This window comes from Streptococcus dentasini (assembly GCF_053206945.1).
This window is the reverse complement of sequence record NZ_JBRUHS010000006.1, coordinates 76,084-92,493: the sequence shown is the minus strand read 5'-3', so window position 1 is coordinate 92,493 and position 16,410 is coordinate 76,084. Positions and strand designations below refer to the sequence as shown.

At 41.7% G+C, this 16,410-nt stretch carries 17 protein-coding genes, 1 pseudogene and 1 other annotated feature; of the genes and pseudogenes, 5 read left to right on the top strand and 13 right to left on the bottom strand.

From position 1 onward, the window contains the following. Positions 1-2: 2 nt before the first annotated feature. Entirely contained in the window at positions 3-1,142 is a 1,140-nt protein-coding gene (locus ACVR1G_RS06110) for an amidohydrolase (protein ID WP_447452305.1), read from the bottom strand. A 197-nt stretch (positions 1,143-1,339) separates the two neighbouring features. Here ACVR1G_RS06110 and ACVR1G_RS06105 point away from each other — a divergent pair, with 197 nt between their 5' ends. Continuing rightward, a complete protein-coding gene (locus ACVR1G_RS06105; RefSeq protein WP_447452304.1) occupies positions 1,340-2,254 on the top strand; it encodes a LysR family transcriptional regulator in 915 nt (304 codons plus the stop codon). A 249-nt stretch (positions 2,255-2,503) separates the two neighbouring features. Here the strand turns inward: ACVR1G_RS06105 and ACVR1G_RS06100 are convergent, their stop codons facing one another. From ACVR1G_RS06100 to ACVR1G_RS06055, 10 genes are all read right to left on the bottom strand, one after another. After that, positions 2,504-4,075, bottom strand: a complete 1,572-nt coding sequence (locus tag ACVR1G_RS06100) for a hypothetical protein (protein ID WP_447452303.1) — start codon at positions 4,073-4,075, stop codon at positions 2,504-2,506. A gap of 336 nt (positions 4,076-4,411) precedes the next feature. Then, a complete protein-coding gene (trpA, locus tag ACVR1G_RS06095; RefSeq protein WP_447452302.1) occupies positions 4,412-5,194 on the bottom strand; it encodes a tryptophan synthase subunit alpha in 783 nt (260 codons plus the stop codon). Next, on the bottom strand, positions 5,191-6,405 hold the full coding sequence (trpB, locus tag ACVR1G_RS06090) for a tryptophan synthase subunit beta (RefSeq protein ID WP_447452301.1): 1,215 nt from the start codon (positions 6,403-6,405) through the stop codon (positions 5,191-5,193). Before trpB ends, trpA begins: the two co-directional genes overlap by 4 nt. After that, positions 6,402-7,040: a phosphoribosylanthranilate isomerase gene (locus ACVR1G_RS06085; RefSeq protein WP_447452300.1), complete on the bottom strand. Its 639-nt coding sequence runs from the start codon at positions 7,038-7,040 to the stop codon at positions 6,402-6,404. The genes trpB and ACVR1G_RS06085 overlap by 4 nt, the downstream gene beginning before the upstream one ends. Further along, a complete protein-coding gene (gene trpC / locus ACVR1G_RS06080) occupies positions 7,027-7,794 on the bottom strand; it encodes an indole-3-glycerol phosphate synthase TrpC (protein ID WP_447452299.1) in 768 nt (255 codons plus the stop codon). Before trpC ends, ACVR1G_RS06085 begins: the two co-directional genes overlap by 14 nt. Beyond that, complete coding sequence (gene trpD, locus ACVR1G_RS06075) at positions 7,791-8,804, bottom strand: anthranilate phosphoribosyltransferase (protein WP_447452298.1); 1,014 nt, start codon at positions 8,802-8,804, stop codon at positions 7,791-7,793. The genes trpC and trpD overlap by 4 nt, the downstream gene beginning before the upstream one ends. A gap of 19 nt (positions 8,805-8,823) precedes the next feature. Beyond that, on the bottom strand, positions 8,824-9,387 hold the full coding sequence (locus tag ACVR1G_RS06070; RefSeq protein ID WP_447452297.1) for an aminodeoxychorismate/anthranilate synthase component II: 564 nt from the start codon (positions 9,385-9,387) through the stop codon (positions 8,824-8,826). Then, positions 9,384-10,739, bottom strand: a complete 1,356-nt coding sequence (gene trpE / locus ACVR1G_RS06065) for an anthranilate synthase component I (protein WP_447452296.1) — start codon at positions 10,737-10,739, stop codon at positions 9,384-9,386. Before trpE ends, ACVR1G_RS06070 begins: the two co-directional genes overlap by 4 nt. Positions 10,740-10,747: 8 nt before the next feature. Further along, positions 10,748-11,047, bottom strand: coding sequence for a chorismate mutase (locus ACVR1G_RS06060; RefSeq protein ID WP_447452295.1), 300 nt, complete (start codon positions 11,045-11,047; stop codon positions 10,748-10,750). Positions 11,048-11,368: 321 nt separating this feature from the next. Then, positions 11,369-11,610 (bottom strand) — a binding site (T-box leader). Positions 11,611-11,719: 109 nt separating this feature from the next. Beyond that, entirely contained in the window at positions 11,720-11,890 is a 171-nt protein-coding gene (locus tag ACVR1G_RS06055; protein WP_447452294.1) for a hypothetical protein, read from the bottom strand. Positions 11,891-12,627: 737 nt separating this feature from the next. Here ACVR1G_RS06055 and ACVR1G_RS06050 point away from each other — a divergent pair. From ACVR1G_RS06050 to ACVR1G_RS06035, 4 genes and pseudogenes are all read left to right on the top strand, one after another. Further along, positions 12,628-12,948 (top strand): annotated as a pseudogene (locus ACVR1G_RS06050) (ATP-binding cassette domain-containing protein); the annotation flags it as partial. Positions 12,949-12,958: 10 nt separating this feature from the next. Then, positions 12,959-13,507 (top strand): hypothetical protein, encoded by a 549-nt coding sequence (locus ACVR1G_RS06045; RefSeq protein WP_447452293.1) that lies wholly within the window; start codon positions 12,959-12,961, stop codon positions 13,505-13,507. After that, positions 13,446-13,733, top strand: coding sequence for a hypothetical protein (locus ACVR1G_RS06040; protein WP_447452292.1), 288 nt, complete (start codon positions 13,446-13,448; stop codon positions 13,731-13,733). Before ACVR1G_RS06045 ends, ACVR1G_RS06040 begins: the two co-directional genes overlap by 62 nt. Positions 13,734-13,878: 145 nt before the next feature. Continuing rightward, positions 13,879-14,037 (top strand): hypothetical protein, encoded by a 159-nt coding sequence (locus ACVR1G_RS06035; RefSeq protein ID WP_447452291.1) that lies wholly within the window; start codon positions 13,879-13,881, stop codon positions 14,035-14,037. 43 nt (positions 14,038-14,080) lie between these two features. Here ACVR1G_RS06035 and ACVR1G_RS06030 read toward each other — a convergent pair whose 3' ends face one another. Further along, positions 14,081-15,001 (bottom strand): sensor histidine kinase, encoded by a 921-nt coding sequence (locus tag ACVR1G_RS06030; RefSeq protein ID WP_447452290.1) that lies wholly within the window; start codon positions 14,999-15,001, stop codon positions 14,081-14,083. A gap of 439 nt (positions 15,002-15,440) precedes the next feature. Continuing rightward, on the bottom strand, positions 15,441-16,187 hold the full coding sequence (locus ACVR1G_RS06025) for a response regulator transcription factor (RefSeq protein ID WP_447452289.1): 747 nt from the start codon (positions 16,185-16,187) through the stop codon (positions 15,441-15,443). Positions 16,188-16,410: the final 223 nt, after the last annotated feature.

Here is a 16,410-nt window from a genome sequence, read left to right as displayed (position 1 = left end):
AATTAGCCTCCAAAATACTCTAACAAATACAGAGCATTTTCTACGTAGTAATTTACCGCGATAGGAAGGGCCTCATCCTTGACCAAGAAATCATCATGATGCCAATCAGGAGCTCCATCTGTCCCATTAGAGCCAATAAAAGCGAAGACACCTGGAACTTTTTCCTGATAAGCAGCAAAATCTTCACCTCCCGTAGAAGGTAGAACGCCGAGAACCTCCGCAAATTTCTTGGAATTCTCAAAGATCAGCGGTGTTAAAGTTTCATCGTTATAGGTTACTCTTGGTGAATTTCCCCACTTAATCTCCGCTCGGGCACCGAATTGCGCTGCTGTTTGCTCTACAATGGCGGTAAAGCGCGCGAGCACCTTTTCTCGAATTTCGGGACTAAAAGTGCGAATGGTCCCTTCAAAGAAACCAGTATCTGGTAGAACATTCCAAGTTGTTCCAGCATCTATATGCGTAACCGAAAGAACCGCCGAGTCAAAAGGAGATACGGTACGAGAGATGATGGACTGCAAATTGTTTACGATACTTGTAATCGTTAAAATTGTGTCAACCCCTAAATCTGGGCGGGCAGCATGACCACTAATGCCTGTAATGCTCACCTCAAATTGTTCTACTCCTGCCATAATAGCCTGAGAGCGCAGCCCAATTTGTCCTGGTTTTAGGTGGGGATTATTATGGTAACCAATAATAGCGGCTACATCATCCAGACCACCGGCAGCTATCACTTGATGTGCACCTTGAAAATTTTCCTCGGCAGGTTGAAAAATGAGGCGCAGAGTCCCTTTGAGCTCTTTTTCCCTAGCTTTTAGTAATTCGGCTGCTCCTAGGAGACTGGTTTGGTGCAAGTCATGCCCACAAGCATGCATGGCACCGTCACTCTTACTAGCATAATCCAATCCTGTTCGTTCGTGGATGGGAAGAGCATCTATATCAGCTCGCAGAGCAATGATAGGATGACCGAACCCAATTTCAGCAATTAAACCTGTTTTTAATCCACTGTCAATTACCCTAACGTCCAGTTCTTCTAATTTCCTTTTTAGATAGGCTGTTGTCTCAAATTCATGCTCCGAAATCTCTGGATGCTCGTGAATATAACGGCGGATCTTCTGAAGTTTGTTATAAAATTCATCTACCATCACAACTCCCCCTTACCAATTAAAAAAATTTATTCCCATCATATCGAAATTCCTTTTTCTTGCCTAATCTATATTTATTATCACTGAGTATAAGTTTTCTTTATATCCAAAACTTTTATGCTAAAATAAGAGCACTCACAAGAAGATTGTTTTCTTTTAATCATTTAATGACTTAGTATCTTAGGAGGAGGTCGTGTATGAACCTTTTGCAACTGCGCTACATGGTCGCGGTAGCTGAGCATGGATCCTTAAACAAGGCTGCTATCGCCCTTTATATGACGCAACCCAATCTATCAGGTGCTATTCGCAATCTTGAAAAAGAACTGGACATTCATCTTTTTGAGCGGACTAATAGCGGTATGGTTCTAACTGAAGAAGGACAGGATTTTCTCAAGTATGCCAAACGTATTCTAGGTGAAGTCAAACTTCTGGAAGAACGCTACCAGAAAGATTATCTCAAAAGTTTTACCGTCTCTAGTCACCACTATGACTTTCTGTCCGAACCATTGGCCTATGTTTCGGAAGTTTATGAAGATGATTATCAGGATTTTCAATTAATTGAGACAACCACTCGTCAAATTTTAGAAAGTGTTGCTTCCTACGAAAGTGATTTAGGCATTATCTACCTCAATGATGAAAATCGACGTTTTCTCACACGCCATATAGCCGATTTGGGATTGGAGTTCACATCCCTAGGAGATTTCAAAACACGCATCTTTTTAGGTAAGGATCATCCGCTGGCCGAGCAAGAGGTCATCAGCGAGGAAGATTTGACGACCTACCCGCAGATTCGTTTTCAGCAAGAAAAAACTGGTATGCATTTTGACGAGGATCCTTTAGAAATCAACCACTATCAAAAAATTATCTATTCCAATGACCGCGGAACTGTCATGAATCTGCTACGGGCTTCTGAGGCTTACGCTTCTGGTCTTGGTATTGTTAATAGCTTTATGCGTGAACAGATTGTGCTTATTCCTTTAAAAGACAGCCCCTTACATACACTGGGCTACGTCCGGCCAAAAAAAGCTAAAAATGCTGCTATTATCGATACCTTCATCACTCAAGTCCAAAGGAGCTTGGCTGAATTTAGGGATCACGAAGAAAACAATTAAGAGAAAAAGTCGGTATTAAAGTAATATTCTAAGTTCCACAAAAGTAGATGTCTATGGATAAGACAAGCAAAAACAGACTTCTCCTAGTTCTTTTCAGAAGAAGTCTGTTTTTAAAGTTCGTTTCGCTTTTAGCATCACAAAAAGCTGAGCATTGGTGTTGTTCTATCCTCCAAAATGAGATTCTTGCTCTAACTTGGGGAATACAATCCATATGCTCAGCTTTTTACTACATAGATAACTTACTTGCTCTTAGAGGGGGACGATCGTTCCATTGCCATCCGCATCAAAATGGTAGGTTACTCCGCTAATAGTTAGGGTCATATTGCGGACACGTTCACCAGTGTCAGGTGCATAGTAGCGAGTTACACCATTTTCTTTAACGAGCTCTCCCTTGACTTGCCGGCCATCATGGCGGAAATAAACAGATAAGCCGTCAATGGTCTGCTCGCCTGTCAAGGCATAGCCCTCTGTACCGAAATAATAAGTGTTGCCATTCTTTTCAACATAGCGGTTTTTCCAAGCTATTCCTGTTTCTGGATCCATATAATAAATATGGCTGCTGCCCGGAATCGGATCGTTATAGTCAAGAGCGTAGGCTAGATCGCCTTTCACTTGAGCTCCACTGTGGTACTTTCTGGTTGGTGAACCAAAGTAATAAATATTACCATCAATAATCTGAAGATCTGTTACTCTTTGTCCCTTCTCATTAACATAGTAACGATAACCTTCCCGCGTTTGGATAAACCTCGGAGTTCCTGCCACATCCGTTACTTGCGCACCAGTATCAGCATCATAATACTGGCCGGTATCGCCGTAACCAGAGAATTCTCCTTTAGCTTGCCGACCATCCGCAAAGAAGTAGACCTTAACACCGTCAATCGTCTGTGCTCCGGTTAGCTTATCTCCCTTTTCATCTACGTAATACCAGTTTCCATCATTCTCTACATAACGCTTAGTCAGCATAGCCCCGCTGTTTTTATCATAATAGTGACCATCGACTGCAAAATCACCCTTGATTTGCTCACCTTGATCGTTAAAGTAAAGCTTTGCCTGATTAACAATTTGAGCACCCGTGACACGTGCACCATTACTGCCATAATATACCCAAACATTATTGCCAGCTTGGCGGAAACGATTGGCCCATTTTTGACCATTATCTTCATCAAAATAGTAGAGGCTACCATCAAGTTCTACTTCTTTGCCTTTAGCTTGGACACCTTTATCATCAAAATAATAAGTGTGACCATCTATAACTTGAAGGCCAGTAAGATTATTGCCTTTTTCATCTACATAGTACCAGTTCCCTTGGTCATCACCGTGAAAACCTTGATGGAGGGGCTCACTAGTGGCTGTCAAAGGAGAGGCATCTCTTTCGGTAGTTGCTTTAGTATTAGCATCAGTTGCTATTTGACTACTGGTATCGGTTTTAGCTACAACTACTCCCTGCTGTTCTGCCGTTTCACTAGTAGACGCAGAAGAGGTATCGCTGGCAACTTCACTAGAACTGGCTTTCTCGGCCGCTTCTCTATCACCGGAATTTTCGCTGGATATTGTCTGGGTTACAGGCTGGGAGGTCTGAGCCACTGCAGGATCTGCGCTGGAAGCTTCCGTTTGAGGTTGAGTTGTCGGTACCTTTTCGCTAAGAGCTGCTTCTTTAAGATTGGCAACTGTTTCAGTCCCTTTATCGGTATCCGATGACAGGGTATCCGCAGAAGCAGGATCTGCAGCAAAGGTTGCGGCAGCCGCTAGGGCTGTTACGCATGATAACTCAACTAGGTGTTTTTTGGCAAATTGCCAAGATAATAATGTAACATTCTTCATAATTTAATCCCTTTCTTTAGAGACATTATAAAGAAAGATTTAACAATTGCAAGCACTTTCTGAAATATTGGAATTTTTTGTCTTTTCCTATTTAATGAGTAGGTCTCAACGGTCAAAATTACGGTTCAAAAATTTAAGTCCCTGACTAGGCAATTTTAGACACTGCTTTCATTTATTTCGAGATCAATTCCTGACAAAGGATAATAGTGAATTGCCCCCCATCTAGTAGATCTTTTGTCTAACTTTTGGAAGGCCATTCAGCTCAATACAAAACTTGCTTCTTGGCATAAATTAACTGTCCAACTTTTTGGGGGTCAGTCCATAGTGGGAAAACTTTTATTTTTTCAATTGTGAACCATAACGGATAAAGTCGGCCAATTCTTCCTTTTGATGTTCATGCAGACCTTTAACGATTTTTGTTCCAACAATAACACCATCTGATACCTGATTAAAGCGAACAATATCATCTTTACTAGATACACCAAAACCAGTTAAAACAGGAATCTGAGCCGTTTGGTGGAGACGGGCCAGATGACTGTCTAAATCATTGCGGTAGGAACCAGATTTTCCAGTCACCCCATTGATTGCTACAGCATAGATAAAACCTTCTGCATCATCAATCAAGAGATCTTGGCGCTCTGGGCCTGTAGTCAGACTGACCAAGGGAACTAAAGCAATATCTGTTCCTTTTAGATAAGGCTTGAGCAGATTTTCATTTTCGTGAGGCAAATCCGGAATAATCAGCCCTTTAACAGATGTATCCGCCAGCGCTTGAATAAAGGCTTTTATCCCATATTGGTAGACAGGGTTAAGGTAGGTCATGATGATGAGAGGAACTGTAGTGGCTTCTTCCTGCAGTTTGTTAATAACTGCTGTCAGGGTTGTTCCCTTAGCCAAACTACGCTGACCTGCTAACTCTATGACTGGACCATCCGCAACCGGATCGGACCAAGGAATCCCAACTTCAATAGCCGAGGCCCCATTGGCTTTTAAAAAATCCAGTGTTTCAAACAAACCATCTAGCCCCTTATCATGATCGCCGGCCATGATATAAGGAACAAAGATACCCTTACCTTGATCCTTAACAGTTTGTAACGTCTTGGTTAATGTTTTACTCATCTTCTGTCCCCTTCTTTCTGCGCCTCCAAACGCTCTTTAACCTGTACGACATCTTTGTCACCTCTCCCCGATAGACACACGATAATAGATTGGTCTGAATCCATATCTTTAGCAATCTTTTGTGTCAAAGCAATAGCATGGCTGGACTCCAATGCGGGAATAATTCCTTCCAAACGCGATAAGAGCTGGAAAGCTTCTAATGCTTCTTGATCTGTGATAGCGTAGTAGCTAGCACGGCCTAGCTCTTTGAAATGCGAATGCTCTGGTCCAATACCGGGATAGTCTAAACCAGCAGAGATCGAAAAGGCCTCCATAATTTGACCGTGAGCATCTTGAAGAACATCGATAAGCGCTCCGTGTAAAATACCAGGGCGACCTTTTGCGAAGGTGGCCGCATGCTTTTGCGTATCTAATCCCAGACCGGCCGCTTCTGCTCCATACATAGCTACTTCTTGGTCATTGACAAAAGGATGAAAAAGTCCAATAGCATTTGACCCACCACCAATACAGGCTAGAACCGCATCTGGCAAATGGCCATTAGAGATAGCAGCGTACTGACGCTTGGCTTCCCGACCAATCACCGACTGAAAATCACGGACAATCTCTGGAAATGGAGCTGGCCCTAATGCCGAACCCATAACATAGTGGGTATCATCAATGTTAGCAACCCAAGCTCGAAGGGCTGCATTTACGGCATCTTTCAGGACACGCGAACCGTCAGTAACAGCGTGCACCTTGGCTCCTAAAAGTTCCATTCGAAAGACATTCAAAGCCTGACGCTTAACATCTTCTTCTCCCATATAGATGGTACATTCCATATCAAAGAGGGCTGCAGCCGTTGCTGTAGCGACTCCGTGCTGACCTGCACCTGTTTCGGCAATAATTTTTTGCTTGCCCATACGTTTTGCCAGCAGCACTTGTCCTAAGGCATTGTTAATCTTATGAGCTCCTGTATGATTTAAATCCTCACGTTTAAGGTAAATCTTCGCGCCACCAATGTGTTTAGTCAGGCGCTCAGCATAATAAAGAGGAGTCTCACGACCTACATAATCTTTCAAAAGGGCATCCAATTCTTCTTGGAAAGCTGGATCTTTTTGGGCAGCTCGATAAGCTTCCTCTAACTCAATAATCGCTGTCATCAGGGTTTCCGGAACAAACTGACCGCCATAAGTTCCGAAAAATCCCTTGGTATCTGGTTCTTGATATGTCATGCTTTCACTCTTTCTATAAACTGTCTAATTTTTGCTAAATCCTTAATGCCATTTGTTTCAACACCTGATGAAACATCAACAGCATAAGGCTGGAAAATCGCTATGGCATCCTTCACATTCGCACTTGTCAATCCTCCAGCAATAAAGTAGGGAAGCTCTATGCCATAGATATCCAACTGCTGCCAATCAAAAGTCTTCCCTGATCCAGAAACTGGAGCATCAAAGAGAAGGAAGTCCGCATTTATTTGATAATCGTCAATTGACGCAGGATGCATCCTGTCCCCACACTTATCTTTAGTTTTTCCTGCACTACCTTTTTCTGCCGAAACCGGCAGCGCCCTAATAATAGGAAGAGAAACTTGATTCACAATTGCCTCATCTAACTGTCCATGGATCTGTACCATATCCAGAGGTACTGTCGCAATAGCCTTTTCTAATTCTGTCAAGCTGGGACTGACAAATACTCCTACTTTACACACCCTATCTGGAATTACTTGAGCTAGTTGTTTGGCTCTGTCCAGACTAATCTGACGCCTGCTTGAGGCAAAAACAAAACCAATAAAATCCGCACCTGCTCCCACAGCTGTCTCCACAGCCTCTACGGTAGACAGTCCGCATATTTTAACCTTTGTCAACTTGCAACTCCTTTACTTTTGCTGATAAATTATTTGAGGTCATCAAGGCTGTACCAACAAGAACAGCATTGACATAAGGAGCTACCTGCTCAACATCCTGACCAGTGAAGAAACCTGACTCGGACACATAAACAGGAGCTGTTTTAAAATGGTCAGCCAAAACTTGTGTTGTCTCCAAACTGACTTTAAAGCTAACCAAATCTCGGTTGTTAACCCCGATAATTTTAGCCCCTAGACGGTGAGCAATCGCTAACTCCTTGGCATTATGGGTTTCCACCAGCACTTCAAGTCCCAGTTTATTAGCAAAAGCATAAAGCTCTTTCAAGCGTTCCTCTGCTAAGGCTGCCACGATAAGCAAAATGACAGTAGCACCAGCGTTGCGACTGCGAATAATCTGTTTTTCATCAATAATGAAATCCTTGGCCAAGGTCGGAATACCGACAGTCTTAGAAATCTGACGCAGATAGTTAATATCTCCCTTAAAAAATTGAGGATCAGTCAGAACTGATATCATGCTGGCTCCTGCTGTTTCGTAAGACTTAGCCTGAGCCAGAACATCTACATCAGGATTGATATCTCCGAGGCTAGGACTGGCTTTTTTTACTTCAGCAATGATCTGTACCCTGTCCTGATGAGTTTGTAAGAACTCATAAAACGAATAAGTCTGGCGCAAAGGCTTTATATCTTCTAGCGCTAACTGGGCAACCTCTTGCTCTTTTTCCTTTAAAATGCGGGGCAAAAATGTCTGATTCATACCTGTACCTCTTGTAATTGACGTAATTTAACCAAGGCTGACCCATCAGCCAAAAGCTGGCGTGCTAAGGCTATACCCTTTTGAATAGTAGCAACTTTGCCATTGGCGTAGAAACCTAGGCCTGCATTGAGAACTGTTGTTTCTAAATAAGGACTGGCTTCATTCTTAAGGACACTCAACAAAATTTCAGCATTTTCTCTGGCATCACCCCCGCGAATATCTGCTAATTCAACTTTTGGCATTCCTAAATCTCGATAAGAGAACTGACCCTGACTAATCTGGCCATTCTCCAATAAAGTATAGGTATTTTGTCCGTAGAGAGCTGCTTCATCCATGTGATCAGGCCCCGTTATAACCATGGCACGCTTACGCCCTAGCTTTTGCATAACTTGAACAGCCATTTCCTGTAATTCTTCACGATAGATCCCCATCAATTGTGTCTCCAAGTCAAGTGGGTTAGCCAAGGGACCGACAAGATTCATCACTGTTGGGATTCCTAAGACTTTTCTAGCCGGACCTATGAAGCGCATGGCAGGGTGCATACTTTGCGCAAAGATAAAAGCGAGCCCTACCTGATCCAGGGCCTTTGCCAAAGTCTCTGGACTAGCGGCAATATTGATACCTAAGGCTTCCAGCACATCGGCTGAACCTGATTTCGATGAGATCGAACGATTTCCAGCCTTAGCAACCCTAATGCCGCCTGCCGCTAAAACGAATGAGACCGTCGTTGAGATATTAAAGCTATAAGATTGATCGCCCCCTGTCCCACAATTGCACATGGCATCTGTGAACACCTCAGGCAGTACAAGGGCATGTGCTTTAAGCGCCTGAACAATCCCTGTAATCTCATCTGCCGTCTCTCCTTTAACCGCCAATCCTAGTAGAAAAGCGGCAATCTGACTTTCAGTCAGTTGATCCTGCAGAATAGCATCAAAGAGGCCTTTTACTTCCTCTTGTGTTAAATCTTCCTGTCTGCTTAATTCTTGATATATCTGCTTTAATGATTCCATTGCTGTCTCCTTATTTATCTTAGCTGACTAAGCGGATAAAATTTTCAATCATCCGCAAACCGTCTGGTGTCCCAATACTTTCTGGGTGAAATTGAAGTCCGTAAATTGGCCACTTTTTATGCTGTATGGCCATAATCTCATCGTCATCTCTAGTCTTAGCTGTTACGACAAAATCTCTGGGTAGATCTTCAATAACAATTGAGTGGTAACGCATGATGGGAACAGTTTGGTTCAAACCTGTAAAAAGAGGTGAGTCCTCAATAAGATCCATATCGCTTTGCTTACCGTGCATGACCTGTTTGGCAAGACCCAAGCTTCCGCCAAAGGCCTCTGCTAGGGCCTGATGCCCCAAGCAGATCCCCAACATGGGCTTAGATCCAGCAAAACGCTTAATTATACCTTCCATCTCACCTGCTTCTACTGGCCAGCCAGGGCCAGGAGAAAAAACCAAGGCTTGAGCCTGCTCTGCTTTTTCTAGCAGCCTATCAGCATCATTTCGCACGACTTCTATATCTGCAAATGCACCTAGATACTGTGCTAAATTATAGGTAAAGGAATCATAGTTATCAATTAATAGAATCATAGTTGATCTCCTATTTTGGTCATAGCCTTTGCTTTATTGATGGTTTCGTAAAATTCATTTTCCGGTTGACTGTCATAGACAATCCCTGCCCCAGCTTGAACGTAAGCTTTATGTTCTTTAAGAATCATTGTCCTGATAGCGATGGCAAAATCCATATCACCCGTTGCTGATAGATAGCCAATAGCTCCAGCGTAAATGCCGCGCTTTTCTTCTTCCAGCTCGTAAATCCGCTTCATGGCCCGGATCTTAGGGGCTCCTGAAACGGTACCAGCTGGTAGGGTAGATTTTAGTGCTTCCATAGCTGTCAAATTAGGCAGAAGCTTCCCCTTGACAACACTAGTTAGGTGCATGACATAGCGGAAATACTCTACCTCCATCAGTTTGGTAATACAGACACTGCCTACCTGAGCTATTTTGCCAATATCATTGCGTCCCAGATCAACTAACATACGGTGCTCAGATGTTTCCTTAGCGTCACTAGACAAGTCCTGAGCCAGACAGATATCCTCTTGTTCGTTTTTCCCTCGTGGCCTAGTTCCAGCGATCGGATTAGTTGTAACCACGCCATTTCTAACAGAAACCAGACTTTCCGGACTGGCTCCAATCACCTGATACTGACCAAAGTCATAAAAGTAAAGATAGTTAGAAGGACTAGTCACCCTTAAATGGCGATAGTAATCAAGCGGATCACCACTAAAATCAGCTGAAAAACGCTGGCTAAGCACACATTGGAACATATCACCTTGGCGAATCAAATCTTTGGCTTGAGCCACCATTGTTTCAAAATGCTCCTTTTGAATATGGTTCTTAAAATTTAAAGCCTGCAAATCTTGAGGGGAAAACTCATTTGGTGCTGCTGTCTGTAAGTCATCAATAACCTTAGTCAGGGCTAAACGCTGTTCATTAAGCGAGCGTTTACTATAGTTGTTATCCTCAACGACGTAAACCTTTTCTTTTTTATGGTCGAAAATCAGGTAAGATTCATAGACAAAAAATTGCATATCTGGTGTTCCAATAGTATCTTGAGGAAGCTTCCCAATATTTTCATAGAGACTAATCATATCATAGCCGACAAATCCAATTGCACCGCCAGCAAAAGGAAGATCACTACTTTGCCCTGTCACTGTTAGCTCGTGAAGGTAGTCAAAGGGGTCTTGAGCAATCGGCTGATCATTGCAGGTTAGCTGACCATGATTGTAGATAACATTATAGACCGGATTGTAAGCAATAATTGAAAAACGAGCATTCTCCTGTTCACGCGGAATGGACTCCAAAATCACCTTATGCTCACCTTGCACGCGCATGTAAGCAAGAATTGGGGTTAAAATATCAGCATTTAATACCTTTTTCATGATTAATCTCACTTTCTATTCATCTCATTGGTGTTGCTATTAACTGGCAACTTTAAAGCAGTAAAGGCTTCAATCATAACTTTCCAGACGGCAAGCGCAATATCTGCTGATAGTCCTAATTCTTCTGACTCCTGCTGCCTGCTTAGAAGGGCTTGCTTCACTCGCTCAGAGGCAGTGACAGCTCTTTTGCTTCCGACAGGTTTTAGCCGCCCAATTCTCTCGACTATCTGCTGACGCTGTGCTAAAAGGATTAATAAGTGATGAGCTAATTGAACAATCTGATTTCTGAGTTCCTGGATATTTGTCATAACGATCACCTATATCTGAAAAATTAAATGAGCCATGGAGAAGGAGATGAACTATGGTTTCGGTTAGTACCCCAGACTCTTAAACGAACTAAAGCACGTAATACAAAACGCCCTCACGCAGACAAAAAATATCCTGCATGAGGGCGTTATAGCAATAACACGGTGCCACCTCAATTGGCAGAAAGTCTTTAAACTTTTTCTGCCATCTCTATCTCCTCCAACAAGGAGCTGCACGATAAGGAGTGCCTGCCTGAAGACTATGCTTTATCTTCACCTGCTAAAATGGTAATAAAAAACCTCACACAGAAAAAAAAACATCTGTGTGAGGGCATTATATCAATAACGCGGTGCCACCTCAATTGGCAGAAAATTTCTAAACTTCTTCTGCCATCTCTATCTCCTCCAACAAGGAGCTGCACGATAAGGAGTGCCTACCTGAAAATTATTGTTTATTTCCATTCTAGATAATCAGCCCAATTTCGCTCCTATTAGCTACCTGTTCACAACCACCACAGGCTCTCTGAAAACTGCCAAGAGGTACTTTTCTGATTTGTAAATTATTTTACACCAATCTGAGCAGAAGTCAAGTATTTTTTAACTCTTAGCTCAGTAATTTATCAAAAATTAATACATTTCGTTGACACTACGGCATTTAGCTTTAATCTTTTTAGTTTAACCATTCTGTCTATTTTTTCTTGAAATAAACTTATGTAGTAAGACCGCCAGAATATAAACTAGGGCAAAAAGAAAACCAATTTTTTCGCCCCACAATCCAAAAACCATTCCTACTGCGAACCCTGCTAAAGATGTTATCATTACTGAAGTCTGAGTAAATTGCTTCATAACTCGCTCCTCTCACTATTAAGGGCCTCGTTGTCCATCATTTCAAACTGTTCAAATATTTTTATTATAGATAAATTGTAAAATAAAGTGCAACAAAAAAACTCATAGAGCCTCAATCGTGTAAACTATAAGTAACCACACTAAACAGTACACGAGAGGAATCTATGAGCTACCACCATATTACCATAACTGAACGTATTAACATCATTAGCAAATATTATGAAAGATAGTACTAGGAAACCTAAGCCAAAGGCTGTAGAAGTTATTTTTTTTTGCCTTGATTAATTTTGAGCCAAGACCGAACAAGAAGAATAATCGTTAGAAGAAGAAGGAAAAAGATAAAACCTGTCAAGGTAACTCACCCCACCTTCCTCTTGTAAAATCTAAAGTAAATTTTGGAAACAAAATAAAACTATTAAACAGCATCACGATTAAAACTATAGCATTAACAGCAACTATCATCTTTTTCCCTATTTTCATTGCTTCGCCTTTCTTTATTCATTTACCCTAACCCTTATCGGCCATAATTTCTTTGCATTTCTCGGTACTTATTAGTATACCCAAAATTTTGGTTTGTGCACGTTTATGTCGTGAACGGTCGTCTTTTCACCCTGAATGGTAATTTTTTTCGAAAAATCGGATTTTTTACCATTCGCGACAAAATAGGAACCACTCACGACATGGATAAGCAGACTCCTAGTCATTATGACATAATAGGATGTTGACATGATAAAAATCAGACAAAACTATCAGATGGTGCGGGACTATCTGGCGGGCAAAAACAGCGCATTGCCTTGGCACGAGCGCTCCTGACTAAATCACCTGTTTTAGTACTAGACGAAGCAACTAGCGGTCTTGATGTTCTGACCGAAAAGAAAGTCATCGATAACCTAATAGCTATGAAAGAAAAAACAATCATCTTTGTTGCCCACCGTCTCAGTATTTCCGAAAGGACAGATAGGATTATTGTTTTAGATCAGGGACGCATTATCGAAACCGGCAACCATGAAGAACTTTTAAAGCAAAAGGGCTTCTATTACCAACTCTTTCATAAATAAGGAGGTAAAGATGGATTCTAAATTATTCAGCAGTTCAGAATTTTACAGACGGCGCTATCAAAATTTTGCTACCCTCACAATCATTCCTACAGCCTTGCTTTTTGCCCTCATTACGCTATTTTCGCTCTTTGCCACTAAGGAAATCGTCGTAACTACAACTGGGCAGGTTACTCCGACTAGTGAGGTGATTAGTTTGCAATCCGTCAGTGACAACACTATTGCTAGGAATAACTTGGTAAATAACAAGAGCGTAAAGAAGGGGGAGGTCCTCTTAAGATACACCAGTCCCTCTCCAAGCGAGCAAATGCCTATATTGGATGCTAATGGGCAAAGCTCCCTCCAACCAGCCAATACACAAATCCAGCTAACAGCTCCCAGCGATGGGATCCTGCACCTAGAAAAAGATTTCACTGGCCAATCAAACATTGCAGTTGGGACTACTGTCGGCAGCATCTATCCAGATATCAAAAAGGCTAAAAAAGCTGCTATCACCTACTATGTCGATTCAAACTACATTTCCAGTATTAAAAAGCCAGCACGCTCGACTAACCCTGACTAATGTCGAACACAAAAATCTCATGTTAACTGGCGAGGTCATGAGCATTGACACTACTGCTACCGTTGCTAAAAGCGCAAACCTCTTTAAAGTTACTGCTACAGTCAAGCTATCAGATAAAGAGCGCTCGCAAATAAAATATGGCCTTCAAGGAAGGGTCACGAGCATTATTGGCAAAAAGACCTATTTTAACTACTACAAAGACAAGCTTCTTGCTTCCTTTGGCTAACTGCCTGCTCATATTAAAAACACCAAGATGAGAATTATTAGTCTTATTTCTGTATTTTTACATTTCTACCAAAAAGACTTATTTCACTTTCATCAAGAAAAACCTGTGTTATACTTAGACTAATAAAATGTAAAGGAGTATACTTATGTCTCACAAAACTACATTATCATCTTTAGATCGTTTTACCGAACTCACACCTGCCGAAAGCGCAGCCATCACTGGCGGCGGTAATTGGTTTACAAACTGGTTTAAAAGTTATCGACCCCAAAAAGCCACAGTCACTGTATTTAAAATGAAAGATTAATAAAATGAGACCCCTAGCTGGGTCTCATTTTATTATAACCTACCTATATCGTATCGCCAATTTCAATAATCTGCTGGAAACTGCCATCCCGCGCACTGGTCTTTAAGCTAGCATGAGGATGGGCAGCTAAAAGCTCCCTGACATTAGCGAGACCCCAGCCGCGTGTCTCTCCTTTAGAGGAAACTCCACGTTGATAAAGCTGGTCTAGGCTATCTGGTTGATCTGACAAACTGTTTTCGATAATCAAAACAGTCTTACCCTTGTCATAAAAATAAGAAAGACTTAGCCACTTATTTTCAGACTCGGCAGCAGCCTCTATCGCGTTATCCAATAAAATTGTCAGCACACGGATAAAATCAAGCATTGGAAAATTGGGCTCACCAATTTCTTTAATAACCTCAACGTTTACGCTAATCCCCTTATTATCAGCCTGATGCAGCTTAGAAATCAAAACGCTCTTAATAGCGTCGCTGTCGATTAAAGAGAGCTCTGCTACGGCAAACTGATCTGACTGAAGAAAATTTCCTGAATCCGCTAATACACTGTTAAAAGTCTTGCGAACACTGACCATGTCATTACGATCAATGCCTTGCTGCAGACTGATTAGGATATTCATATAGTCGTGCCGAAAAGCTCTGATATCACGATAAAGATGTTCAATCTGATGATTGTAATCCGTCAAGCGCTCCAGTTCATCCTTCTGCTGCCTAGCCAGCCTTCCTTCCAGATAAACCGTTATCCGCTGATTGAGAACGGCGATAAAAACGAGAACAGAGACCATAAAAATGAGACTGAGGTACTTCCTGATGGTCACTGTTGTATCATTAGAAACCAAGTGCGCGGCTGTTAAATTATAAGAAAACCACTGGATAGCATAGTAAACACTCAAGATAAAAACCGTCGGCTTAATAATAGGGACTAAAACAGTCTGATCTTCTACCTCAGTCATACGTCTAAAATCCATTTTCAACAGCCTGATGAGGATTTCATTCAACATAATTGTGCCCAGACACTGCAAACCAGTCACAAATATGATGAGCAAAGGGCTCGAAGATTCAAGTTCAACAACATTTGGATAAACTATCGAAAAAATATTGAGAACTAAAAACCGCGAAATAATCTCAAACATTACCTTGGGATAGAGAGCCACAAATAACTTTAGCCAAATACTGGATCCAAACTTTCCAAATTTATTGGCCAGGAAATAGAGAAGAGCGACATGGAAGAGGTAATCTGAAAAAAGTAGTAGCCTAGTTGGAAGATAGCCAATAGTCCCTATTATCAGAAATAACCCCTTATAGATAAAAGGCACCTTAATTCCGGAGGTTCTCTCAAATATAATCAGGCAGGTTAACAGAGTGACCACAACATTAAAGCACATCAGCATTGCAGCAACCATGAGCTCACCCCTTCCCCTTATGCAGTTTGCTCAGCTGGCGTTCCAGCTCCTTCATCTTGGTTCTGGAGACGAGACAGCTCCCCTTATTGGGAAAATAGGCCATTCGCTGCTGCTTGTCAAGCCTAACAACATTAGCAGGATTAATGGCAAAAGAGCGATGAACCCTCAAAAAGCGCTTATCCCTTTCAATTTCATCCAAGGTTCCGTAAAATTCCATATAGTCATGCTTACCGTGAAGAATTAACTTATGAGAAATGCTGGAAACCTCAATATAGTGGATATCATTGAAAGGCAGCTGCACACGGGAATATCTATTTTCAAAGAAGAAAGCATCATCTGCAACGGTACTCGTTAAACTTTTTTGAGCGTAGTCCAGCACAGCCCCAACTTTCTCTACAAATAGAGCTTCTTTAAGATTTTTATCAATAAAGTCCAAGGCCAATACTTGATACTTAAAGGTCAACGGCATCAGTTCTGAATGCGTTGTGATAAAAGCAATGATGGCATTAGAATCTCGCTCACGGATAGCTCGTGCGACTTCCAGTCCTTTCATCTTTTCTTTTTTAATCTCAATATCAAGAAAGAAAACTTGATGGCTACCCTTTCCTTTAATACTTTCCAACAGCTGCTCAGGCTTGCCAGAAAGCATAAATTCATGCTCAAAGCCATGCTTTTGCACATAGTCATCGACTACTTTTTCCATATGTGCCTGTTGTTGAAAATCATCCTCCAAGACATAGATGTACAGCATTAGCTCCTATCCTTCCTCAACCTGTTTTACCTGATGCTTACCCATTCGGTCGTAAGATAGACTATCTCCCATTACTGACATCTTACCTTTTTCCTGAGAGTTTTTCCAGTCAGACTACTTAAAAAATGAGTAAAAGAAGTCAGTGACATCGCTCTTTGACTCCCTCTACTCACTCCTACTTTTTTCGAAGCTGGCATATAGTATAGCTTCATTGAGACTGGAT